We start from the raw sequence: 21,738 nt of genomic DNA, 5'->3' as shown, positions 1-21,738 counted from the left end.
CGAGCGCTTAGGCAGACTGAGGGCAATGAATTGCCAAGGTGGCCGCCATTGCCTATTGTCCCGGTCCAGGATTGATCCGCGGGGTTTCATGATCTTCAACTCGTTCGAGCGCATGGTGGCGTTCCGCTATCTGCGGGCCCGGCGCAAGGAAGGCTTCATCTCGGTCATCGCCGGGTTCTCGCTGGCCGGAATCGGCCTTGGCGTCGCCACCCTGATCGTGGTGATGGCGGTGATGAACGGTTTCCGCCACGAATTGCTGGGCCGCATCCTCGGCATCAACGGCCATATCGGCGTCTACGGCGCCGGCGCGCCGCTGGCCGGCTTCGATCCCCTGGCCGAAACCATCCGTAAGCTGCCGGGCGTCACCAAGGTGATCCCCACTGCCGAGGGCCAGGTCTTCATCACCTCGGCCGGCGGGGGGACGGGGGGCATCGTGCGCGGCGTGCGGGCGCAAGACCTGCTGACCCGGCCCATCTTCCAGAAGAAGTATCGCGGCAACCCCGCCGATTTCGCCGGCGACGACGCGGTGGTGATCGGCAAGCGCCTGGCCGAGAAGTTGGGCGTGCGCATCGGCGATCCCATCTCGCTGATCTCGCCCAAGGGCAACGCCACCGCGTTCGGCACCGTGCCGCGCATGCGCGGCTACAAAGTGGTCGGCACCTTCGACGTGGGCATGTTCGAATACGATTCCGGCTTCGTCTTCATGCCGCTGGAAGCCGCCCAGACCTATTTCCGCCTGCCCGACGCCGTCACCCAGATCGAGGTGTTCCTGGAGAACCCCGACATGGTGCCCGAGACCCGCAAGGCCATCTGGGACATCACCGGCAACACCGCCAACATCTACGACTGGCAGCAGGCCAACGCCAACTTCTTCAACGCCATCCAGGTGGAACGGAACGTCATGTTCCTGATCCTCACCCTGATCATCCTGGTGGCGGCCTTCAACATCATCTCCAGCCTGATCATGCTGGTGAAGGACAAGGGGCGCGACATCGCCATCCTGCGCACCATGGGGGCGACCAGGGGCATGATCTTGCGCATCTTCTTCCTGGCCGGCGCCTCGGTCGGCGTGGTGGGGACGGTGGCGGGCACCATCCTGGGGGTGGCCTTCGCCACCAACATCGAGAACATCCGCCAGTTCATCCAGTCCATCATCGGTCGCGAGCTGTTCGCCGCCGAGATCTACTTCCTGACCCAGCTGCCCGCCCGGGTCGAGACGCGCGAAGTGGTCACCGTGGTGCTGATGGCGCTGGGCCTGTCGTTCGCCGCCACCATCTACCCGGCGTGGCGCGCCGCCAAGCTCGATCCGGTGGAGGCCCTTCGCTATGAGTGATCCCGGTCTGAAGCTGGAGAACATCCGCCGCGTCTTCCACCAGGGCAAGGAGGAGTTGGAGGTGTTGAAGGGCGCCAACCTGGAGATCCGAGCCGGCGAGATCGTCGCCCTGGTCGGCCCCTCGGGCGCGGGCAAGTCGACCCTGCTGCACATCGCCGGCCTGTTGGAGCGTCCCGATTCCGGCGAGGTCCATCTGGCCGGCAATCCGGCCGGCGCCCTGGGCGAGAAGGAACGCACGGGGCTGCGCCGCCTGCACCTGGGCTTCGTCTACCAGTACCACCACCTGCTGCCGGAATTCTCGGCCGCCGAGAACGTCATCCTGCCCCAGATGATCGCCGGCGTTCCCCAGGATCAGGCCCGCGCGCGGGCCATGGAACTGCTGGGCCGCATGAAGCTGGCCGAACGGGCCGAGCACCGCCCCGGCCAGCTGTCGGGCGGCGAGCAGCAGCGCGTTGCCATCTGCCGGGCGCTGGCCAACGCCCCCCGTGTCCTGCTGGCCGACGAACCCACCGGCAACCTTGATCCCCACACCGCCGACGGCGTGTTCGACGAACTGATCCGTCTGGTCAAGGGCTCCGGCGTCGCCGCCCTGATCGCCACCCACAACCCCGAGCTGGCCGCCCGCATGGACCGGGTGGTGAAGATGAGCGAGGGCCTGCTGGTCGAGCAATAGGGGGGATGCGGTCAAGATACCGGCGCTCCGTGAATGTGTTGGAGCGCGGGCGTCCCGCCCGCAGACCGCCGGTGCGGCTGGAGTCCGTCGCCACTGGGGAGTAGACTACACCCGGATGGTGAAGGGGGGGGCGCCGATGGGTGCGATTCCGAGCGTTTTCGATCTCGACCGTCTGGTTCTGGCCCTGTCCGACGCCTTCGATCTGGTGGGGGTGGACAAGACCGGGCATTCGCGCCGCGTCGGGCTGATCGCGGCGCATGTGGCCGAGGAACTGGGATGGGAGAACGGCGAGATCCGCTCGCTGCTCCGCGCCGCCCTGCTGCACGATTGCGGCGTCTCCACCACCGGTGAGCACCACGACCTGATGGGGGCGCTGCGCTGGGCGGATTCGGTGGAGCATTGCCAGCGGGGCGCCGGCTATCTCGCTTCCATTCCCGAACTGGCGGCGCTGGCCCCAATGGTGGCCGAGCATCACACCGCCTGGACCAATCTGTGCAACCGGGGCGTTACCGAGGGCGTGGCGCTCGCCGCCAACCTGATCTGCCTGGCCGACCGCACCGACGCGCTGCTTCAGGGCGGGGTCACCCCCGGGCGCGATCTGGTGGCGGCGCTTAAAGGTCATGGCGGATATTTCGCGCCGCAAGGACTGGCGGCGCTCGACCGTCTGGCCCGCTGCGAGGCCTTCTGGTTCGCCCTGGAGGAGCCGGTCCTGTCGGAAGCCCTGGCCCGCCGGACCGCCCTGGGGCCGCCCGAGCTGCTCGATTCCTGCGCCGTGCTGCGTCTTGCGGCGGTGGTGGGCGGCATCATCGACCGCAAGAGCCCCTATACCGAGTGTCACAGCGGCGGGGTGGCGAAGGTTTCCGTGCTGCTGGGTCAGGCCATGGGCCTGGGCGAGGCGACCCGCCGCGGGCTCGAGATCGCCGGCTATCTGCACGACATCGGCAAGCTGCGCATCCCCGACGAACTGCTGGACCGCCAGGGGGCGCTGGACGCCGCCGACCGCCTGCGCATGGCCCGGCACGCCTTCGACACCAGGGTGATCCTCACCCACGCCTTCGGCCCCGGCGCCATCGCCGATTGGGCGGGGTTCCACCACGAATGCCTGTCAGGCAACGGTTATCCCTTCCATCTGAAGGAGGCCGAGCTGTGCCCGGAGGCCCGCATCGTGGCGGTGGCCGACGTGTTCCAGGCCCTGGCCCAGCACCGTCCCTACCGCGCGCCGCTGATCCCCGACGAGATCGCCGCCCTGATGGACGGCATGGTGTTCGCAGGCAAGCTGGACGCGCAAGTGGTGGCCGTCTGCAAGGAGCATCTGGACGAATGCTGGGCGGCGGCGACAGGCGGGTGACGGGGCGGCCCGACTAGGGTAATCTCGCCGCCATGCCAGCCCATGCCGACTTCGTCCATCTGCGCGTCCACACCGCCTATTCCCTGGCGGAAGGGGCCATCAAGCTCAAGCAGCTGATCAAGCTGTGCGAGAAGATGGCCATGCCCGCCATCGGCATCGCCGATACCGGCAACCTGTTCGGCGCCCTGGAATTCTCGACCTCGTGCTCGGATGCGGGCATCCAGCCCGTGGTCGGCGCCCAGATCGCCATCCGTCGCGAGGATGGTGGCCCGTCCAAGGATGGACGCAAGCCCGAGCCCGACACCCTGGTGCTGCTGTGCCAGAACGAACCCGGCTACCTCAACCTCTTGAAACTGGTGTCCAAGGCCTTCCTGGAGACCGAATCGGGCGAGACGCCCCAGGTTACCCTGCACGATCTCGAGACCCGCTCCGAGGGGCTGATCGTGCTGACCGGCGGTCCCGCCGGGCCGGTGGGCCGCCTGCTGGCCGACGGCCAGGCGGAAAAGGCCGAGATCGTGCTGGTCCGGCTGGCCCGCGCCTTCGCCGGGCGCTGTTACGTGGAACTGCAGCGCCACGGCCTGGAGGTGGAGGACCGCATCGAGCCGGCCCTGGTGGCCATGGCCTACAAGCACGATTTGCCCCTGGTCGCCACCAACGAGCCGTTCTTCGCCGACCGGGGCATGTACGAGGCCCACGACGCCCTGATCTGCATCGCCGAGGGCGCCTACATCTCCCAGGATGAGCGCCGCAGGCTGACGCCCGAGCATTACTTCAAATCGCCGGAAGAGATGCGCGAATTGTTCGCCGACCTGCCCGAGGCATGCGACAACACCCTGGTGATCGCCAAGCGCTGTGCCTTCGGCGTTTCCAAGCGCAAGCCGATCCTGCCTCCCTACCGCATGGACGGCCTGACCGAGGCCGAGGTGCTGCGCAAGGTCACCCTGGAAGGCCTCGATCTGCGGCTGGACAAGCACGTCTTCCAGCCCGGCATGACCGACGACGAGAAGGAGCACGCCGCCAAGCCCTATCGCGAGCGCGTCGAATTCGAGCTGAACGTCATCGAGCAGATGGGCTTTCCCGGCTACTTCCTGATCGTGTCCGACTTCATCCAGTGGTCCAAGGCCCACGACATTCCCGTTGGGCCGGGCCGCGGATCGGGCGCCGGCTCGGCGGTGGCCTGGGCGCTGACCATCACCGACCTGGACCCGCTGCGCTGGGGGCTGCTGTTCGAGCGCTTCCTCAATCCCGAACGGGTCTCCATGCCGGACTTCGACATCGATTTCTGCCAGGACCGCCGCGAAGAGACCATCCGCTACGTCCAGGGCAAGTACGGCTACGCCCAGGTGGCGCAGATCATCACCTTCGGAAAGCTGCAGGCCCGCGCGGTGCTGCGCGACGTGGGCCGCGTGCTGCAGATGCCCTACGGCCAGGTGGACCGCATCTGCAAGCTGGTGCCCAACAATCCCGCCAATCCCATGACGCTGGAACAGGCGCTGGAGAGCGAGCCGCTGCTGAAGGAGCAGAAGGACAGGGACGAGACCGTCTCCCACCTGATCGATCTGGCCATGAAGCTGGAGGGGCTTTACCGCCACGCCTCGACCCATGCCGCCGGCGTGGTGATCGGCGACCGCTCTCTCGACGAGCTGGTGCCGCTCTATCGAGACCCGCGCTCCGACATGCCGGTCACCCAGTTCAACATGAAATGGGTGGAATCGGCCGGTCTGGTGAAGTTCGACTTCCTGGGCCTCAAGACCCTGACCGTGATGGTCACGGCGGTGAAGCACGTCAAGAAGACCAAGGGAATCGATATCGACCTGTCGGCCATCCCATTGGACGACGCCAAATCCTACGAATTGCTGTCGCGGGGCGATGCGGCCGGCGTGTTCCAGCTGGAAAGTTCGGGCATGCGCGACGTGCTGCGCAAGATGGGCCCCAACCGCCTGGAAGACCTGATCGCCGTGGTGGCGCTGTACCGTCCCGGTCCCATGGACCAGATTCCGCGCTACATCGCCTGTAAGCACGGCAAGGAAGAGCCGGACTACATGCATCCGCTCCTCGAGCCCATCCTGAAGGAGACCTTCGGGATCATGGTCTACCAGGAGCAGGTGATGCAGATCGCCCAGGTGCTGTCGGGCTATTCGCTCGGCGGCGCGGATCTGCTGCGCCGTGCCATGGGCAAGAAGATCAAGGAGGAGATGGAGGCCCAGCGCAAGACCTTCGTCGAAGGCGCCACCGCCAGGGGCGTCGACGGGGCCCAGGCCTCCATGATCTTCGACAAGGTGGCCAAGTTCGCCGAATACGGCTTCAACAAGAGCCACGCGGCGGCCTACGCCCTGATCGCCTACCAGACGGCCTGGCTCAAGGCCAACCACCCGGCCGAGTTCATGGCGGCGACCATGACCTACGAAATGAGCAACACCGACAAGCTCAATTCGTTCAGGCAGGAGCTGGACCGTCTCGGCATCAAGCTGCTTCCCCCCGACATCAACGCCTCGCAGCCCACCTTCTCGGTGGAAGTGCTGCCCGACGGCGGCTCGGCGGTGCGCTACGCCCTGGCGGCCTTGAAGAACGTGGGCGAGGCGGCCATGCAGTCCCTGGTGGACGAGCGTGAGAGGGACGGCCGCTTCAAGGATATCGGCGACTTCGCGGCGCGCATGGATTCCAAGGTGCTCAACCGCCGCCAGCTGGAGAACATGGTCAAGGCCGGCGTCTTCGATTCGCTCGACAAGAATCGCGGGCGGCTGTTCAAGAACGCCGACACGCTGTGCCGCTACGCGGCCCAGGCCGCCGAGGACCGCCACTCCAGCCAGATGAGCCTGCTGGGCGGCTCCAACGCGCCGACCTTGAAGCTGGAGAACGGCCCCGACTGGTCGCCGCACGAGAAGCTCAACCAGGAATTCGAGGCGGTGGGCTTCTATCTGTCCGCCCATCCGCTGGACGCCTATTCCAAGAGCATGAAGCGCCTCAACGTGCTGAAGATCGCCGAGCTGCCCCGCCACCTCCAGGCGGGCGGCAAGGGCAGGGTGCGCCTGGCCGGCTCGCTTCTGTCCAAGCAGGAGCGCGTCTCGGCCAAGGGCTCGCGCTACGCCTTTTTGCAGTTCTCCGACGCGTCCGGCATGTTCGAGGTCACGTGCTTTTCGGAAATCCTCGCCACCTCGCGGGACTTGCTCGACGCCGGCGGGCCGTTGCTCATCGACGTGGACGCCAAGCTGGAGGAGGATCAACTGCGCATGACCTGCCAGCGCATCGCCTCGTTGGATCAAGAGGCCGCCAAGGCCGCCGCCGGCATCCGCGTCATCATCTCTGACGACAGCGCCCTGAAGCAGCTTTCCGAGCTGATCAACGGCGAGGCGCGGGGCCGCAACCGTGTCGCCATCGTGGCCCGGGCCGGCAACCGCGAGGTGGAACTGGGCCTTAAATCCACCATCACGCTTTCGCCCAAATTCATGGGCACGCTGCGCAGCATTGCCGGCATCACCGAGGTGGAGGAGATTTGATGGCGTCCAAATGGCTGACGGCTTTGGTGGTGTTCCTGGGGCTTGCCGCCTGCACGCCTTCGGAATTCGCCGAGCCTCCGGAAGTGGTGCTGCTCTCCATGGTGCCGGTGGACGTGTCGCTGATGGAACAGCGCCTGGCCGTGACCCTTCGGGTGCGCAATCCCAACAATGCGCCCATGAGCATTGACGGCATGCGCTTCGCCATCGACATCAACGGCAAGACCTTCGCCAAGGGCACCAGCGACAAGGCGGTCACCGTGCCGCGCCTGGGCGAGACCGAGGTGGCGGGGGTGGCCCATGTCGCCACCACCGATCTGATGCGCCAGATGGTGGGCGTTCCCGACGCCAAGGGCGTGGAGTACCGGCTGTCGGGTTCCTTGTTCCTGGCCCATGGCGGCCGGGCGGCCTTCGATCAGTCGGGCGATTTCGACTTCGCCTCCGCCCTGGGCGGCGCGGGCAAGAGGAATTGACGCCTCCCGTGCCGGGGAATAGACAAAACCATAGCTTCTGCCGTTCGGGATCCCCATGAACCGCTTTTCCGTTCTTTTCGCCGTCTTCGTCCTGGCCGTCCTCAACGCCGCCGGCTGGTGGTGGTTCAACCGGCCGGTGCCGGTGGAGCTGTCGTTCAACGAGCCGTTTCCCTCGGTGTCCTTCGCGCCGTTCCGCCGGGGCCAGGGGCCCATCACCCAGATCTATCCCAGCTCGGACCAGATCGCCGCCGACATGAAGAGCCTGGTGGGCGTGGCCAAGGGGGTGCGCACCTACACCTCGCGGGAAGGCTTGGACGTGGTGCCGGAGCTGGGCCGCAAATACGGCATCGAGGTCACCCACTCGGCCTGGCTGGGCAAGAAGTTCGCCATCAACGATGCCGAGGTGGACGCGCTGATCAAGGCGGCCAACGCCTATCCCGACGTCATCAAGCGGGTCATCGTCGGCAACGAGGTGCTGCTGCGCCAGGATCTGCCGCCCGAGCAGCTGATCGGCTACATCCGCAAGGTCAAGGCGGCGGTGAAGCAGCCGGTGTCCTATGCCGACGTCTGGGCCTTCTGGCTGAAATACCCGGAAGTGGCCAAGGAGGTGGATTTCCTCACCATCCACATCCTGCCCTATTGGGAGGACGAGCCCATCGGCGTGGACGGCGCCGCCAAGCATATCGTCGCCATCTACAAGCGCATGGCCGAGCAGTTCGGCAAGCCCATCCTGATCGGCGAGGCCGGCTGGCCGACCCGGGGCCGTTCGCGCGGACCCGCCGTCGCCGACATGGAGAACGCGGCGCGCTTCGTGCGCACGCTGGCCCTGGTCTCCAAGGAGAACGGCTTCGACTACAACGTGGTCGAGGCCTTCGACCAGCCGTGGAAGGCCTTCCTGGAAGGGACCGTGGGGGCCAAATGGGGCGTGGTGGACGAGAACCGCCGGGTCAAGTACGCCATGTCCGGCCCGGTCGAACCCAGCCCCGACTGGCCGCGCCACGCGGCGGCGGCCGTGCTGATCGGTTCGGCCCTGTCGCTGGCGCTGTTGTGGCGGCGCTGGGACCGCTATGACGTGAAGGGCGGCCTGTTCGTGCTGGTCCTGGCCCAACTGGCCGGGCTGTTCATCACCTGGCAGACCGTCAACGCCCAGGCCATGGCCTATGACCGTCTGGAAGACATCTGGGCCTGGGCCCGCATCGGCCTGCACGCCGCCTTGTCCATCACCCTGGCCTGGGCCGCCGCCCAGCAATTCCGCCGCGAACCGGCCAGGCTGAACTGGCCGTGGGCGGAAAAGATCGTGCCGCTCTATGGCTTCGCCGCCATCGTGGTGGGGGCCACCCTGCTGCTGCATGGCCGTTACCGCGATATTCCGCCCATCGAGTTCCTGGCGCCTTGCATCGGCCTCACCCTTTATGCCATCGGCCGCATGGTGGTCCTGGGCAAGTCGTGGAAAGAGGCCTTCGCCGCCGGGCGGCTGTTCGGGGGCGACGGCTTCGGCATGGCAAGGCGCTTTGCCGTCGGGCTGGCCCTGTCGGCCCTGGCGGCGCCGCTGTCCGAGGCCTGGGCGCTGTCGCGCGGCGACGATTTCATCACCTCTCATCCCCAATGGTCGGACCGCATTCCCCTGCTGGTCCGCGCCCTGTGGGAGAATCAGGAAATGTGCGTCTGGGCCGCCATGGTGGCGGTGATGATCCTGCCGTTCTGGGCTGAATGGCGGTTGCGGTCGGAAAAGGTGAGCTAGATGAGTCAGTCTTCCCTCTCGCTGCCACCCTATCTGGGGGTGGCGCCCACGCGCTACGGCACCATGCTGTTTCCCGCCGGCGACATCTGGGTGGGGCGCTCCATCGCCACCTATGGCGAGTATTCCGAGGGCGAGACCGCCCTGTTCCGCCACTTCGTCACTGCCGGCGATACCGTGGTGGAGGCGGGCGCCAATATCGGCGGCCTGACCCTGCCCCTGGCCGGGCTGGTGGGGGCGAATGGGCGGGTGCTGGCCTTCGAGGCGCAGCGCGCCATTCACGCCATCCTCACCACCAACCTGCTGCTCAACGGCTTTCGGCACGCCCATGCCGAGCGGGTGGCGCTCGGCGCCGAGGCGGGGAGTATCAAGGTTCCCGAACTGGATATCTCGCGGGTCGAGAATTTCGGCGGCCTGTCGTTGGGCGGAGAGGAGGGGGAGGATTGCCCCGTCCGCACCCTGGATTCCTATAACCTGGCGGCCGTGAAGCTGATCAAGGTCGACGTGGAAGGCGCCGAATCCGAGGTGATCGACGGCGCCCGCGACACCATTCTGCGCACCCGCCCGCTGCTTTACGTGGAGAACGACCGCCGGGACAAGTCGGCGGCGCTGATCAAGCGCATCCTCGACCTGGGCTATCGGCTGTGGTGGCACGTGGTGCCGCTTTACTCGCCCCACAATCCGCGCGGCAACGCCGAGAACGTGTTCGGCAACACCGCCTCGCTCAACATGGCCTGCCTGCCCAAGGAAAGCGGGCAGGCCTTCGGCGGCATCGAGATCCTGTCGCCCGACGCGCCGCCGCCGTTCTGATCACTTCTCCGGCAGGGTCTTGGCCAGCCGGAAGCCGAGATTGGCGTTGTGGAGCGGCTGCTTCAGCGAGGCACGGTACCAGCTGGTCACCGCCATGGGCAGGTTCAGCGCCGAACCGCCCCGCGTCACGCGGTAGCAGCCGGTCTCCCAGTCCTTGGAGAACTTCTGGTCCTTCAGTCCGGCGATGAACTTTTCCAGATAGCAGTCGGCCGTCCATTCCCAGACATTGCCGTGCATGTCGTAAAGGCCGAAGGCGTTGGGCTTGCGGCTGCCCACCGGGTGGGTGACGTTGCCGGAATTGGCGGCGTACCAGGCGTATTCGCCCAGCGTCTTCTCGTCCTCGCCATGGGAATAGGAGGCCGACGACCCGGCGCGGGCGGCGTATTCCCACTCCACTTCCGTGGGCAGGCGGTAGGTCTGGCCCGACTTGGCGTTCAGCTTGGCGATGAACTCCTGGATGATCTTCCAGTCCACATGCTCGACCGGATTGTTGGGTCCCTTGTTCTCGCTGGGGTTCGAGCCCATCACCGCTTCCCACTCGGCCTGGGTGACCTCGTACTTGCCGATGGCGTAGGGCTTGGCGGCGGCGATGGTCGGGCGCTTGGGGGCGTCGGGCTCCGGGTCCTCGTAATCCTTGGGATTGCCGGCGGTCACCGAACCGGCGGGGATCACCACCATCTCGGGGCAGAAGGCGCAATCCTTGAAGCTCTTGCCCGGGGCTGGGGCATCGGCCTGGACGGCCGCAGGAACGGCGAGCGCGAGGGCCGCAATCAGCAGGTGGGGAACTCTCATAATCGCGACCCTCTCCTCATGGTTCTAGCGGCAGCCGCCGATGGAATCTTCCTTGCAGACATGCCCGTCGGTCCAGATGGCACCGGAGAAATTGGCGCCTTGCAGCGACGCGTGGGTCAGATTGGCGCCCTTGAAATTGGCGCCCATGGCAAAGGTCTTGGTCATGATGGCGTCCGACAGGTCGGCGCCCGACAGGTCGGCCCCCATCAACTGGGCGGCGTGCAGGTGGGTGTGAACCAGCTTGGCGTTATGCAGATTGGCCTTGGTCAGGTTGGCGACCTGCATGCTCGAGCCGCTGAGGTTGGCGCCGGACAGGTTGGCGCCGTCCAGGCGGGCGGTATCGTAATTGCCGTCGTGCAGGTCCTTGCCGGCCAGGTTGGCGTTGCGCAGTTCGCCGAAAGCGCACTGGTTTTCGGGCTCGGCCTTGCAGGCAGGATTGACCACGCCCTTGTCGTTGGCCAGGGCCGGGACGGCGGCCGCCATGGCGAGGAGCGAGAGGAGGGCACCCTGGTACAGCCGGTTCTTGATCCTGGTCATCGCGCTGGTCCTTCCCTGGTTTCGGAAATACCGCCGTTCAACACCAAATCATGCGGTATTTGTCGGTAATCATATACCTCAATGCGGCCTTCCATTCTTGACTTTGGTTAACTACTAAAAACATGTGTTCAATATCGCCGCGAGGGAGGGCTTTCCTCCATATGGCGGCTTGCGGCCTACTTCGCCAGCAGGCGGGCGGCTTCGGGGGCGGTGTAGGTGAGGATGGCGTCGGCGCCGGCCCGGCGGAAGGCCATCAGGCTTTCCAGCACGACCTTGTCCCAGTCCAGCCAGCCGTTCAGCGCGGCGGCCTTCATCATGGCGTACTCGCCCGACACCTGATAGGCCAGCGTCGGGACGGCGAAGGCCTCCTTGACCCGGCGCACGATGTCGAGATAGGGCAGGCCGGGCTTGACCATCACCATGTCGGCGCCTTCCGACAGGTCCAGGGCCACTTCGCGCAGCGCCTCGTCGGTGTTGGCGGGGTCCATCTGATAGGTCTTCTTGTCGCCGCCCTTCAGCGCCGATTTCGAGCCCACCGCGTCGCGGAACGGGCCGTAGAAGGCCGAGGCGTACTTGGCGGCATAGGACAGCAGGCGCACATGGTCGCAGCCCGCCTGATCCAGGGCCTCGCGGAGGGCCCTGATGCGGCCGTCCATCATGTCGGACGGCGCGTTGACGTCGCAGCCGGCCTCGGCCTGCACCACCGCCTGGCGGCACAGCGCCTCGATGGTGGAATCGTTGGCGACGTAGCCGTCCACCACCAGACCGTCGTGGCCGTCGCTGTTATAGGGGTCCAGCGCCACGTCGCAGATGACGCCGAGTTTCGGCACCGCCTTCTTGACGGCGCGCACGGCGCGGCAGACCAGATTGTCGGGATTGCCGGCTTCGGCGGCGTCGGGGGTCTTGAGCGACGGCTCGACCGAGGGGAACACCGCGATGGCGGGAATGCCGAGGTCGGCGGCGCGGCGCGCTTCGTCGGCCAGCAGGTCGATGGACAGGCGCTCGACCCCGGGCATGGAGGCCACCTGCTGGCGCACCCCGGTTCCTTCCACCACGAACAGCGGCCAGATCAGGTCGTCCACCGTCAGCTTGGTCTCGGCGACCAGGCGGCGCTGCCATTCGTCACGGCGGTTGCGGCGCATGCGGGTGAGCGGGAATTCGGCGTGGGGCAGAAAGGACGGCACGGTCCGGGTCTCCAACAGGGGGGCGGCAAACGGGACATGGCATAATGCCCGCCGGCTTGCCAATGAACAATCGTCCATGAAAGGAAAAGGGCCGGCTCCCTGGCGGAGCCGGCCCCATCTTACGCCGGAAGCGTCCTCAGGCGGCGTCCAGGGCCTGCTTCAGGTCGGCCAGGATGTCGTCGATATGCTCGATGCCGATGGACAGCCGCACATAGCCCGGCGTCACGCCCGTGGCCAGCTGGTCGTCGGCCGACAGCTGGGAATGGGTGGTGCTGGCCGGGTGGATGGCCAGCGTGCGGGCGTCGCCGATATTGGCCACGTGGTAGATCAGCTTCAGCGCGTCGATGAAGCGCCGCCCGGCGTCGGCACCGCCCTTCAGCTCGAAGCCCAGCAGGCCGCCATAGCCGCCCTTCAGCGTCGCGTCGGCGCGGCGGCGGTACTCGCCGTCTTGGCGCGACGGATGGATGACGTGGGCCACCTTGTGGTGGCCGGCCAGGAACTCGGCCACCGCATTGGCGTTGCGGCAATGCTCGCGCATGCGCAGCGGCAGGGTCTCCATGCCCTGCAGCGCCTGGAAGGCGTTGAACGGGCTGATGGCGGCGCCGATGTCGCGCAGCAGGGTGACGCGGGCGCGGATGATGTAGGCGATGGGGCCCAGCGGCTTCACCGCCTGGGTCCACACGGCGCCGTGATAGCTGGGGTCGGGCTCGTTCAGCAGCGGGAAGCGCTTGGCGTGCTTCTCCCAGTCGAAGGTGCCGCCGTCGACGATGGCGCCGCCGATGGAGGTGCCGTGGCCGCCGATATACTTGGTGCAGGAATAGACGACGATATGGGCGCCGAGGCTCAGCGGCTTGGCGATCACCGGCGACGCGGTGTTGTCGATGATCAGCGGCACGCCGACCTTGTTGGCCAGCTTGGCCACCTCACTGATGGGGAACACCTGCAGCTTCGGGTTGGGCAGGGTCTCGGCGTACCAGGCCCGGGTCTTTTCATCGGTGGCACGCACGAAGGCTTCCGGGTCGGCGGGATCGACGAAGCGGGCCTCGATGCCCATCTGCTTGAAGGTGTTGGCGAACAGGTTCCAGGTGCCGCCGTAGAGGTCGGTGGAGGTGACGAAGTTGTCACCGGCCTGGGCGAGGTTCAGAATGGCGAAGGTGGATGCCGCCTGGCCCGACGACAGCGCCAGCGCCGCGACGCCGCCCTCCAGGGCGGCCAGGCGCTGTTCCAGCACGTCGGTGGTGGGGTTCATCAGGCGGGTGTAGATGTTGCCCAGTTCCTTCAGCGCGAACAGGTTGGCGGCGTGCTCGGTGTCGCGGAACTGGTACGAGGTGGTCTGGTAGATGGGAACCGCGACGGCGCCGGTGGCGGAATCGGCGCGATAGCCGGCATGGAGAACGATCGTCTCGGGATTGGCGCTGGTGACGGTCATGGGCGTCGCATTCCTGTGGTTGGCCGCCGGGGCGGTAAGTGGCGTGAGATTCGACCGCGCAAGGGTCGGCAACGGAAGCCTTTTTGGCAATGGAAAAAATTTCACGCAAATTTTGTGTGCTGTCAATAATAAATCTAGTTATTTGGTGGATTAAGAGGGGCGGCGATGAATGGCGAGACGGTGATCGGCCGCGACGGGCGGCTGGGGCGCATCCTGCTCAACCGGCCCAAGGTGCTGAACGCATTGTCGGCGGCGCAGTACCACGACATCACGCGAAGCTTAAGCGGCTGGGAAGACGATCCGGACGTTTCCGTGGTGCTGATCGAGGGCGAGGGCGAGCGGGCCTTTTGCGCCGGCGGCGACATCCGCATGGTGTGGGACGCGGCGAAGCGGGGCGATCACGGCTTCAACCGCGACGTCTTTTCCACCGAATACCGGCTGAACCGCCGTATCTACCGTTACCCCAAGCCCTATGTCTCGCTGCTGGACGGCATCTGCATGGGGGGCGGGGCCGGATTGTCGGTCAACGGCGGCTTTCGCGTCGCCACCGAGCGCACCCGCTTCGCCATGCCCGAGACCGGCATCGGCTTCTTTCCCGACGTGGGGGCCACCTGGTTCCTCAACCGCTGCCCCGGTTCCGTGGGCCTCTATCTCGGCCTGACCGGCAAGCAATTGGGCCCGGCCGATTCCCTGTGGGCGGGTATCGCCACCCATTTCGTGCCCTCCGGGCGCCTCGACGAATTGCGCACGGCCCTGGTGGCGGCGTCCCAATCCGCCGATCCCCCTGACGCGGTGGCCGCCACCCTGGCGCGGTTTCACCAGGAGCCCGGCGACGGGCCGCTGGTCCGCCATGTGGACAGTCTGGAACGGTGTTTCGCCCCGCGCCGGCTAGCCGACGTCATCGAGGCGCTGCGCGGAGATGGCGGACAATGGGCCTGGGACACCATATGGGACTTGTCGGGCCGCGCGCCCTTCAGCCTGGCGGTGACCAGCCGGCAGCTGCGCGAGGGGCGGGACCTGGGCTTCGACGAGGCGATCCGGCGGGAATTCCGTCTCGCCTGGCATTTCCTGCTGGGGCACGATTTCCTTGAGGGAATCCGGGCTCTGGTCGTAGATAAGGACAAACGGCCGGCCTGGACTCCGTCCAGCCTGGCCGAGGTGGACGAACTGGCGGTGGCGGCGTATTTCCAGCCGCTGGGCGACGACGAGTTGCAATTGCCCTGAGGAACGGGACGAGGGATGGCGGGCGATATCGATGTGGGCGAAGTGCTGTTCGAATTCATCCGCGTCGGCAATGCCGTCAAGGTGACGGCGTTCCACGTCCCCACCCTGACCGAGATCTCCATCGTCGGCGCACGCGGCGCCAGCGAGGCGCACCTGAAGCTTCTGGGCCTGAAGCGGCTGGAATACGTGCTGGCCAAGCAGCGCGGCGAGGGGTGAGGCGCGGCCTGTTAGAGCTCTTCGCCTCGTCGTCTCGGACTTGATCCGGGACCCAGGAGCATTTGGACTGCTCCCCCTGGACCCCGGGTCAAGCCCACGGGTGTCCGGTTTAAATTTTCATGAGAGACCCGAATGGCGGAGCCAATGCGGGTTTCATCTGGTCATGGAACACGGATGGACACGGATGCCGCTTCGCGGCCACGGATGATCACGGATTATGGAAATCCCAGATGGTCATCCTGGGTCAGGGGCGGGGAGGTGACCGGAAACGAGAGCATTTCCGTGTTTATCCGTGAGCGGTGCGAAGTACCGCATCCGTGACATCCGTGTCTCATGACTCCACGTCTGCCGGCTCGAATCAAACCGGACAGCAGTGGGTCAAGCCCGGGGTGACGGACGAGGGAACTGCGTCGATTTATCGCGGATAGATGTGAATTTCGACCCGGCGGTTGATGGCCTGGTTCTCGGGATACGCCTTGCCGGTGTCGCTGCGGTTGGGGACGCGCGGCGCGGTGTCGGCCAGGGCGGCGAGCTTCATGCGCGAGGTGGGGATGCCCATCTCGTTCAACACCTTCAGCGTCGACAGCGCGCGGGCCGCCGACAGGTCCCAGTTGCTGGGGAATTGCGGGGTCTTGACCGGCGTGTCGTCGGTATGGCCCTGGATGTCGATCTGGTAGTTCTTGAAGCGCTCCTGCTTCAAGGTGCCGCTGATTTCCTTCAACAGCGGCATGATCTCGGGCCGCACGTCGGCCGAGCCCGGCTTGAACATGGTGCCGCTGGCCAGATTGAGCACGATGCCCTTGTCGTCCTTGCCGACATCCACCGTGTCCTCGACGCCGGCTCCCGTCACCTGGCCCAGCAGTTCCGAGCGCATGTCCTGCAAGGGCGTGGCGGTCTCGCGCAGGCCGATATCCTTGGCCATGCCCTTCTGCACCTGCTCGTACTTGTTCTTGTCGATGGTCGACATGGAGACCAGCACGATGAAGAACGCCATCAGCAGCGTGATCATGTCGGCGTAGGACAGCAGCCAGTCCTCGGCCGCTTCCTTGTTTTCCTTGTGGAACTTGCTCTTGCTCATGGCGGCCCGCTCCCGGCTACTTCTTCGGCGCCTTGTCGATGTCGAAGTGGATGGCGGGATCGAGATAGGAGTTCATGGCGTCCTGGATGAAGCGGGGCGAACGCCGCTCGGCCAGCATCACCAGTCCTTCCGCCACCAGCATGTTGCGGAAGCGGATGATGGATTCGCGCTGGTGGGCCTTTTCCGCCGCCGGCATCAGGACCAGACGGGCGAACAGCACGCCGTACAAAGTGCCGAGCAGGCCCACCGCCATGCCGCCGCCCAGCTTGGACGGGTCGTCGCCCATGTTGTCGAGCATGACCACCAGGCCGACCAGGGTGGCCATCATGCCGAAGGCCGGGGCGTTGGACGCCATGTATTTGAGGATTTCCACCGAGACGGTGTGGCGCTGGAAGGCGGTTTCCACCTGATTGTCCAGCATGTGGCGCACTTCCTCGCCGGTATAGCCCGACACCACCAGGCCGACGCCGTAGGCCAGGAAGGCGTCCTGGCTCTTCAGGCTCTTCACGTCGCTTTCCAGGGCCTGGATGCCGCTCTTCTGCAGCAGGTAGCCCCAGCGGATGACGCGGGCCACCTCGTTGGTCAGCATGCCGCGCGCCATCTTGGGCGAGAAGAAGATGGCCTTGACGTTGCCCAGCGCCTGCTTCACGTAGCGGGCCTCGAAGCCCACATTGGCGGCGGCCAGGGTGCCGCCGATGACCATCAGCAGACCCGACAGGTGCAGGAAAATCTTGAAGTTGGTCGTAAGCTCGAGAATCGAGCCGATGATCAGCAGCAGGCTGAGCGTAAAACCGATGATCGTCGGAATCGACATGACGGCGAAATCCCCAATTGCCCGCAAGCCCACTTACCCACCGGCCTAAAGTGGCCGACGAGTGCTTTATGTTTGGTGAACGGACGCCCAACCAAAACATTCCAAATCCGGCCAGCCCGCCTGCCCCCAAAGCTTCCAACGGGACCGGATCCTTGAATCCGCCTCATCTTGCGGCAAGTCGCCTTATTGAGCAACAAGTTAGGGGGGCGACCCGTCAGGCCGTCGGATCTGGCCCCAGTTCGTGTTCCTTTTGCAGCTCCAGCTCGACCTCGACGATGTCACCGTCGATGGTGCGGATGGGCAGGAAGCCCAGGTGCTGGACGAAGGCCAGCATGCGCTGGTTGTCCTTCAGGACCTGGCCTACGATGGTGCGGGTGCCGCGCGAGCGGCAATATTCGATCATCTTGACCAGCAGGCGCTTGCCCAGGCCCGAGCCCTTGAGGTCCGAGCGCACCACGATGGCGAATTCGGCGGCGTCGTTGTCGGGATCGGTGACGGTGCGCACCACGCCCAGCGTCTCCTTGCCGCCTTCGGGCTTGTCGATCTCGCCGATGAAGGCCATTTCGCGGTCGTAGTCGATCTGGGTGAGCCGCGCCATTTCCGAATGGGGCAGCTCGTGGACCAGTCCGAAGAAGCGGAAGCGGATGTCTTCCGGCGTCAGCTTGGACACCAGGATGTGGTGGTTGGGTTCGTCCTCGGGCCGGATGGGGCGCAGCAGGGTCTTGCGCCCGTCGGTCATGGTGAAGATTTCCTCCAGCTCCTTGGGGTAGGGGCGGATGGCCAGGCGGTCGGTGCCCGCCCTGGCCGGAGCCACCACCATGCGGGCGTCCAGCGCCAGCACGCCGTGGGAATCGGCGAACAGCGGGTTGATGTCCAGCTCGACGATCTCGGGGAAGTCCACCACCAGTTGGGAGAGCTGTACCAGGGCCAGCTGGATGGCTTCCTTGTTGGCGGGCGGGCGGCCGCGATAGCCTTCCAGCAGCCGCGCGACCCGGGTGCGCGAGATCAGCTCGGCGGCGAGGTTCATGTTGAGCGGCGGCAACGCCATGGCGCGGTCGGCGATGACCTCGACGGCGATGCCGCCCTGGCCGAACATGACCACGGGGCCGAACACCGGGTCTGTGGCGACGCCGCAGATCAGTTCCTGGGCGCCGGGCCGGCGCGCCATGCTTTGGACGGTGAAGCCGTCGATGCGGGCCTCGGGGTAGATTTCCTTGACCCGCTCCAGCATGGCGTGGGCGGCCTTTTCCACCTCGAAGGCGCCTTGCAGGTTGAGCATGACGCCGCCCACGTCGGATTTGTGCAAGATGTCGGGCGACAGGATCTTCAGCGCCACCGGCTCTTTCATGGCCATGGCGATCTTGCCGGCCAGGGCCGGGCTGCGGGCCACGTGGGTTTCCACGGTGGGAATGCCGTAGGCTTCCAGCACCGCCTTGGCCTCGGGCTCGTTCAAGGTGCCGCCGCCCTTGGCCATGGCCTCGTCGATCAGGAAGCGGGCCCGCTTGGTGTCGGGGATGAAGTCGGTGGGCGCCGAGGCCGGCACCTCCATCAGCAATTCCTGGTTCTTGCGGTATTGCAGCAGATGCATGAACGCCTGGATGGCGGCGCGCGGCGTGTCGTAGGTGGGAATGCCGGCGCCGCTGAACAGGTGGCGGCCCCGGGCCACCGCCTCGTTGCCCACCCAGCAGGTCATGACGTTGGCCCGCGGCCGGTCCTTGGCGGTCTTGATGATGGCCGCCGCCACGTCGGTGGGGTCGGACACCGCCGAGGGGGCGTGCATGACCAGGACGGCGTCCACCGCCTTGGATTCCGACAAGATGTTCAGCGTCTTGACGTAGCGGTCGCCATCGGCGTCGCCCGAGATGTCGACGGGATTGCCCTGGGACCAGCCGGGGGGCAGCACCGCCTTCAGCTTGTCGATGACGTCGTCGGGAAGCACCGCCAGCTCGCCGCCCATTTCGGCCAGGTCGTCGGCGGCGATGACGCCGATGCCGCCGCCATTGGTGAGGATGGCCAGGCGGCGGCCCTTCATGGGCTTGGAGCGGGCCAGGGTCTCGACCGCGCCGAAGATCTCCTCGATGTCGTGGACGCGCAGCATGCCGGCCCGGCGCATGGCGGCGTCGAACACCAGGTCCGATCCGGCCAGCGCTCCGGTGTGGGAGGCGGCGGCGCGCGCGCCCTCCTTGGAGCGTCCGGCCTTGACGGCCAGCACCGGCTTGTTGCGGGCGGCGGCTCGGGCCGCCGACATGAAATTACGCCGCTCGTGGATGGATTCCATGTAGAGCAGGATGGCCCGCGTGCCGGGATCGCTGCCCAGGTAGTCGAGTACGTCGCCGAAATCCACGCCCTCGGTGTCACCCAGGTGGATGAAGTGGGAAAAGCCGATCTCGCGGGCCCGGGCCCAGTCCAGCACCGCCGTGCAGAGCGCTCCCGACTGGGAGACGAAGGCCAGCTTGCCGGGCAGGACGCTTTCATGGGACGAACTGGCGTTGAGGCCGATGCCCGGCACTAAGATGCCCATGGAATTGGGGCCCAGCAGCCGCATGCCGTATTGCCGCGCCGCCGCCAGGGATTGCTCCAGCAAGGTGGAGCCCTCGGCGTTCTGCTCCAGATGCAGTCCGCCGGTCATGACGCAGGCCGCCTTGGTGCCGCGCTCGCCCAGCGTGCGGATGATGGCGGGAATGGTCGACGGCGCCGTGCAGATCAGCGCCAGATCCGGGGCCTTGGGCAGGCATGCCACATCGGGATAGGCCAGGACGCCGCCCACCGAGGCGTGTTCCGGCGTCACCGGCATCACCGGCCCGGCAAACTCGCCTTTCAGAAGATTGCGCATCACCACCGATCCGATGCTCTTCGGCTTGGTCGAGGCACCGATCACGGCGATGGATTGCGGGCGGAACAGGGATTTAAGATTGCGGGTGCTCATGGGAATCTTGTCCTGGCGGTCAATTTCCAGCGTCGTAGGGGAGATTAGTCCTCTTCCATGGTGCGCCGCAACATCTTGTAAGGGCTATCCCGCATATCCCCCACATGCATACGGCGTTGACCTTAGTCATGAACCGGTCATTGTGCGGCGCGGCGGATCGGGTCTATAGTTTCGCGCTGCAATATTATTTCGTCGGTATGTGTCGAAGGGGACCGGGCATGGTTGAGATGATGGAGAACCGCACGTTCGCCGAGATCAAGGTGGGCGACACGGCAAGCCTGACGCGCACCTGTTCCATGAAGGACGTGGAGCTGTTTGGCGTCGCCACCGGGGACCTCAACCCCACCCATTACAGCGTTGAAAGCGCCGAAAAATTCGCCCATCACCGCAAGGTGGTGGCCCATTCCATGTGGGGCGGCTCGCTCTTGTCGGCGCTTCTGGGCAACGAGCTGCCGGGGCCGGGCACCGTCTATCGCAGCCAGCAGCTGGATTTCGCCGGCGCGGTCGAGGTGGGCGACACCCTGACCGTCACCGTGACGGTGACCGAGAAGATCGCGCCGCAGGACATCGCGCTCGACTGCAAGGGAACCAACCAGCGGGGCGAGACGGTGTTCGCCGGCCGGGCCCGGGTTTCGGCCCCCGCCGAGAAGCTGGTGCAGCCGCGCATGGAGCTGTCCGAGGTGGCGCTGCGCCGTCGCCATCACGTGTTCGAGGACATCATCGCCCGCTGCGCGCCCTTGGCGCCCATTTCGGTGGCGGTGTGCCATCCCTGCGACCAGGTGTCGCTGGAAGGCCCCGTGGAGGCGGCGAAGCTGGGGTTGATCGACCCGATCCTGATCGGACCGGAAGCCAAGATCCGCTCGGTGGCCAAGGAGTTCAACCTGGACATCACGGGCCTGCGCATCGTCGACACCCAGCATTCCCACGAATCCGCCGAGAAGGCGGTGGCCATGTGCCGTTCGGGCGAGGCCGAGGCCCTGATGAAGGGCTCGCTCCACACCGACGAGATGATGCACGAGGTGGCGTCCAGGGATAAGGGCCTGCGCACGGCGCGGCGCATCAGCCACGTCTTCGTCATGGACGTGCCCACCTATCCGCGCACCCTGCTGATCACCGACGCGGCCATCAACATCTACCCGACGCTGGAGGACAAGGCCGACATCCTGCAGAACTGCATCGAGCTGGCCCACGTGCTGGGCGTCGAGCTGCCCAAGGTGGCCATCCTGTCGGCGGTTGAAACGGTGTATCCGAAGATCAACTCCACCATTGAGGCGGCGGCCCTGTGCAAGATGGCCGATCGCGGCCAGATCACCGGCGCCCAGCTGGACGGGCCGCTGGCCTTCGACAACGCCATCAGCGAAGAGGCGGCCAAGATCAAGAAGATCACCTCGCCGGTGGCGGGGCGCGCCGACATCTTGCTGGTGCCCGATCTCGAGGCCGGCAACATGCTGGCCAAGCAGCTGTCCTACCTGGCCGACGCCGATGCGGCCGGCATCGTGCTGGGCGCGCGCGTCCCCATCGTGCTGACCAGCCGCGCCGACAGCGCCAAGGCCCGCCTGGCGTCCTGCGCGGTCGCCGTCCTGTTCGCCCACGCCCGCCGCGCCAAGGGCGCGGTCGCCGCGCAGTAATTAAAGCCCCTCGCCGGGCGCGGGCTTTCGCCCGCTTGGCC

17 protein-coding genes are annotated in these 21,738 nt (G+C 66.2%); 10 read left to right on the top strand and 7 right to left on the bottom strand.

Annotated features, from left to right (window positions below):
- Positions 1–88: 88 nt before the first annotated feature.
- The 7 genes from XM1_RS15585 (at position 89) to XM1_RS15555 (ending at position 9,869) form a co-directional block, all read left to right on the top strand.
- A complete protein-coding gene (locus XM1_RS15585) occupies positions 89–1,333 on the top strand; it encodes a lipoprotein-releasing ABC transporter permease subunit (protein ID WP_068435051.1) in 1,245 nt (414 codons plus the stop codon).
- Positions 1,326–2,006, top strand: a complete 681-nt coding sequence (locus XM1_RS15580; protein ID WP_068435049.1) for an ABC transporter ATP-binding protein — start codon at positions 1,326–1,328, stop codon at positions 2,004–2,006. Before XM1_RS15585 ends, XM1_RS15580 begins: the two co-directional genes overlap by 8 nt.
- A 136-nt stretch (positions 2,007–2,142) precedes the next feature.
- Positions 2,143–3,354: an HD-GYP domain-containing protein gene (locus XM1_RS15575; RefSeq protein WP_068435047.1), complete on the top strand. Its 1,212-nt coding sequence runs from the start codon at positions 2,143–2,145 to the stop codon at positions 3,352–3,354.
- A 32-nt stretch (positions 3,355–3,386) separates the two neighbouring features.
- Positions 3,387–6,851, top strand: coding sequence for a DNA polymerase III subunit alpha (gene dnaE / locus XM1_RS15570; protein WP_068435045.1), 3,465 nt, complete (start codon positions 3,387–3,389; stop codon positions 6,849–6,851).
- Entirely contained in the window at positions 6,851–7,321 is a 471-nt protein-coding gene (locus XM1_RS15565) for an LEA type 2 family protein (RefSeq protein ID WP_068435043.1), read from the top strand. The genes dnaE and XM1_RS15565 overlap by 1 nt, the downstream gene beginning before the upstream one ends.
- Positions 7,322–7,376: 55 nt before the next feature.
- Entirely contained in the window at positions 7,377–9,062 is a 1,686-nt protein-coding gene (locus tag XM1_RS15560) for an exo-beta-1,3-glucanase (RefSeq protein WP_068435041.1), read from the top strand.
- Complete coding sequence (locus tag XM1_RS15555; protein WP_068435039.1) at positions 9,063–9,869, top strand: FkbM family methyltransferase; 807 nt, start codon at positions 9,063–9,065, stop codon at positions 9,867–9,869. It abuts the gene before it with no gap.
- On the opposite strand, the gene XM1_RS15550 is transcribed toward XM1_RS15555, so the two are convergent.
- From XM1_RS15550 to XM1_RS15535, 4 genes are all read right to left on the bottom strand, one after another.
- Positions 9,870–10,661 (bottom strand): formylglycine-generating enzyme family protein, encoded by a 792-nt coding sequence (locus XM1_RS15550; RefSeq protein WP_068435037.1) that lies wholly within the window; start codon positions 10,659–10,661, stop codon positions 9,870–9,872.
- A 24-nt stretch (positions 10,662–10,685) separates the two neighbouring features.
- Positions 10,686–11,198, bottom strand: coding sequence for a pentapeptide repeat-containing protein (locus XM1_RS15545; RefSeq protein WP_068435035.1), 513 nt, complete (start codon positions 11,196–11,198; stop codon positions 10,686–10,688).
- A gap of 176 nt (positions 11,199–11,374) precedes the next feature.
- Positions 11,375–12,340: a porphobilinogen synthase gene (gene hemB, locus XM1_RS15540; RefSeq protein WP_068437911.1), complete on the bottom strand. Its 966-nt coding sequence runs from the start codon at positions 12,338–12,340 to the stop codon at positions 11,375–11,377.
- Positions 12,341–12,518: 178 nt separating this feature from the next.
- Entirely contained in the window at positions 12,519–13,811 is a 1,293-nt protein-coding gene (locus tag XM1_RS15535) for an O-acetylhomoserine aminocarboxypropyltransferase/cysteine synthase family protein (protein WP_068435033.1), read from the bottom strand.
- A gap of 165 nt (positions 13,812–13,976) precedes the next feature.
- Between XM1_RS15535 and XM1_RS15530 the strand changes: the two genes are divergently transcribed.
- Both XM1_RS15530 and XM1_RS15525 read left to right on the top strand, forming a co-directional pair.
- Positions 13,977–15,035 (top strand): enoyl-CoA hydratase/isomerase family protein, encoded by a 1,059-nt coding sequence (locus XM1_RS15530; RefSeq protein ID WP_068435031.1) that lies wholly within the window; start codon positions 13,977–13,979, stop codon positions 15,033–15,035.
- A gap of 15 nt (positions 15,036–15,050) precedes the next feature.
- Positions 15,051–15,251 carry a hypothetical protein gene (locus XM1_RS15525; protein ID WP_068435029.1) on the top strand — a complete coding sequence of 67 codons (201 nt, stop codon included), beginning with the start codon at positions 15,051–15,053 and terminating at the stop codon, positions 15,249–15,251.
- A 415-nt stretch (positions 15,252–15,666) separates the two neighbouring features.
- On the opposite strand, the gene XM1_RS15520 is transcribed toward XM1_RS15525, so the two are convergent.
- The 3 genes from XM1_RS15520 to XM1_RS15510 form a co-directional block, all read right to left on the bottom strand.
- Positions 15,667–16,329 (bottom strand): flagellar motor protein MotB, encoded by a 663-nt coding sequence (locus XM1_RS15520; protein ID WP_068435027.1) that lies wholly within the window; start codon positions 16,327–16,329, stop codon positions 15,667–15,669.
- Between the two features lie 16 nt (positions 16,330–16,345).
- On the bottom strand, positions 16,346–17,143 hold the full coding sequence (locus XM1_RS15515) for a motility protein A (RefSeq protein ID WP_068435025.1): 798 nt from the start codon (positions 17,141–17,143) through the stop codon (positions 16,346–16,348).
- 214 nt (positions 17,144–17,357) lie between these two features.
- On the bottom strand, positions 17,358–20,069 hold the full coding sequence (locus XM1_RS15510) for a bifunctional acetate--CoA ligase family protein/GNAT family N-acetyltransferase (protein WP_068435021.1): 2,712 nt from the start codon (positions 20,067–20,069) through the stop codon (positions 17,358–17,360).
- A gap of 218 nt (positions 20,070–20,287) precedes the next feature.
- On the opposite strand from XM1_RS15510, the gene XM1_RS15505 reads away from it, so the two are divergent.
- The gene (locus XM1_RS15505) at positions 20,288–21,697 is read left to right on the top strand and encodes a bifunctional enoyl-CoA hydratase/phosphate acetyltransferase (RefSeq protein ID WP_068435016.1); all 1,410 of its coding nucleotides are present in this window, start codon (positions 20,288–20,290) and stop codon (positions 21,695–21,697) included.
- Positions 21,698–21,738 lie beyond the last annotated feature (41 nt).

This window comes from Magnetospirillum sp. XM-1 (genome assembly GCF_001511835.1).
Lineage (GTDB): Bacteria > Pseudomonadota > Alphaproteobacteria > Rhodospirillales > Magnetospirillaceae > Phaeospirillum.
Note: the sequence above shows the minus strand (reverse complement) of the source record. Positions and strands in the feature narration are given on the sequence as shown.

Excerpts from the sequence above, each read along its gene's own strand:
- XM1_RS15585 (WP_068435051.1), top strand. The coding sequence starts at position 89 with ATGATCTTCAACTCGTTCGAGCGCATGGTGGCGTTCCGCTATCTGCGG.
- XM1_RS15580 (WP_068435049.1), top strand. The coding sequence starts at position 1,326 with ATGAGTGATCCCGGTCTGAAGCTGGAGAACATCCGCCGCGTCTTCCAC.
- XM1_RS15575 (WP_068435047.1), top strand. The coding sequence starts at position 2,143 with ATGGGTGCGATTCCGAGCGTTTTCGATCTCGACCGTCTGGTTCTGGCC.
- dnaE (WP_068435045.1), top strand. The coding sequence starts at position 3,387 with ATGCCAGCCCATGCCGACTTCGTCCATCTGCGCGTCCACACCGCCTAT.
- XM1_RS15565 (WP_068435043.1), top strand. The coding sequence starts at position 6,851 with ATGGCGTCCAAATGGCTGACGGCTTTGGTGGTGTTCCTGGGGCTTGCC.
- XM1_RS15560 (WP_068435041.1), top strand. The coding sequence starts at position 7,377 with ATGAACCGCTTTTCCGTTCTTTTCGCCGTCTTCGTCCTGGCCGTCCTC.
- XM1_RS15555 (WP_068435039.1), top strand. The coding sequence starts at position 9,063 with ATGAGTCAGTCTTCCCTCTCGCTGCCACCCTATCTGGGGGTGGCGCCC.
- XM1_RS15550 (WP_068435037.1), bottom strand. The coding sequence starts at position 10,661 with ATGAGAGTTCCCCACCTGCTGATTGCGGCCCTCGCGCTCGCCGTTCCT.
- XM1_RS15545 (WP_068435035.1), bottom strand. The coding sequence starts at position 11,198 with ATGACCAGGATCAAGAACCGGCTGTACCAGGGTGCCCTCCTCTCGCTC.
- hemB (WP_068437911.1), bottom strand. The coding sequence starts at position 12,340 with ATGCGCCGCAACCGCCGTGACGAATGGCAGCGCCGCCTGGTCGCCGAG.
- XM1_RS15535 (WP_068435033.1), bottom strand. The coding sequence starts at position 13,811 with ATGACCGTCACCAGCGCCAATCCCGAGACGATCGTTCTCCATGCCGGC.
- XM1_RS15530 (WP_068435031.1), top strand. The coding sequence starts at position 13,977 with ATGAATGGCGAGACGGTGATCGGCCGCGACGGGCGGCTGGGGCGCATC.
- XM1_RS15525 (WP_068435029.1), top strand. The coding sequence starts at position 15,051 with ATGGCGGGCGATATCGATGTGGGCGAAGTGCTGTTCGAATTCATCCGC.
- XM1_RS15520 (WP_068435027.1), bottom strand. The coding sequence starts at position 16,329 with ATGAGCAAGAGCAAGTTCCACAAGGAAAACAAGGAAGCGGCCGAGGAC.
- XM1_RS15515 (WP_068435025.1), bottom strand. The coding sequence starts at position 17,143 with ATGTCGATTCCGACGATCATCGGTTTTACGCTCAGCCTGCTGCTGATC.
- XM1_RS15510 (WP_068435021.1), bottom strand. The coding sequence starts at position 20,069 with ATGAGCACCCGCAATCTTAAATCCCTGTTCCGCCCGCAATCCATCGCC.
- XM1_RS15505 (WP_068435016.1), top strand. The coding sequence starts at position 20,288 with ATGGTTGAGATGATGGAGAACCGCACGTTCGCCGAGATCAAGGTGGGC.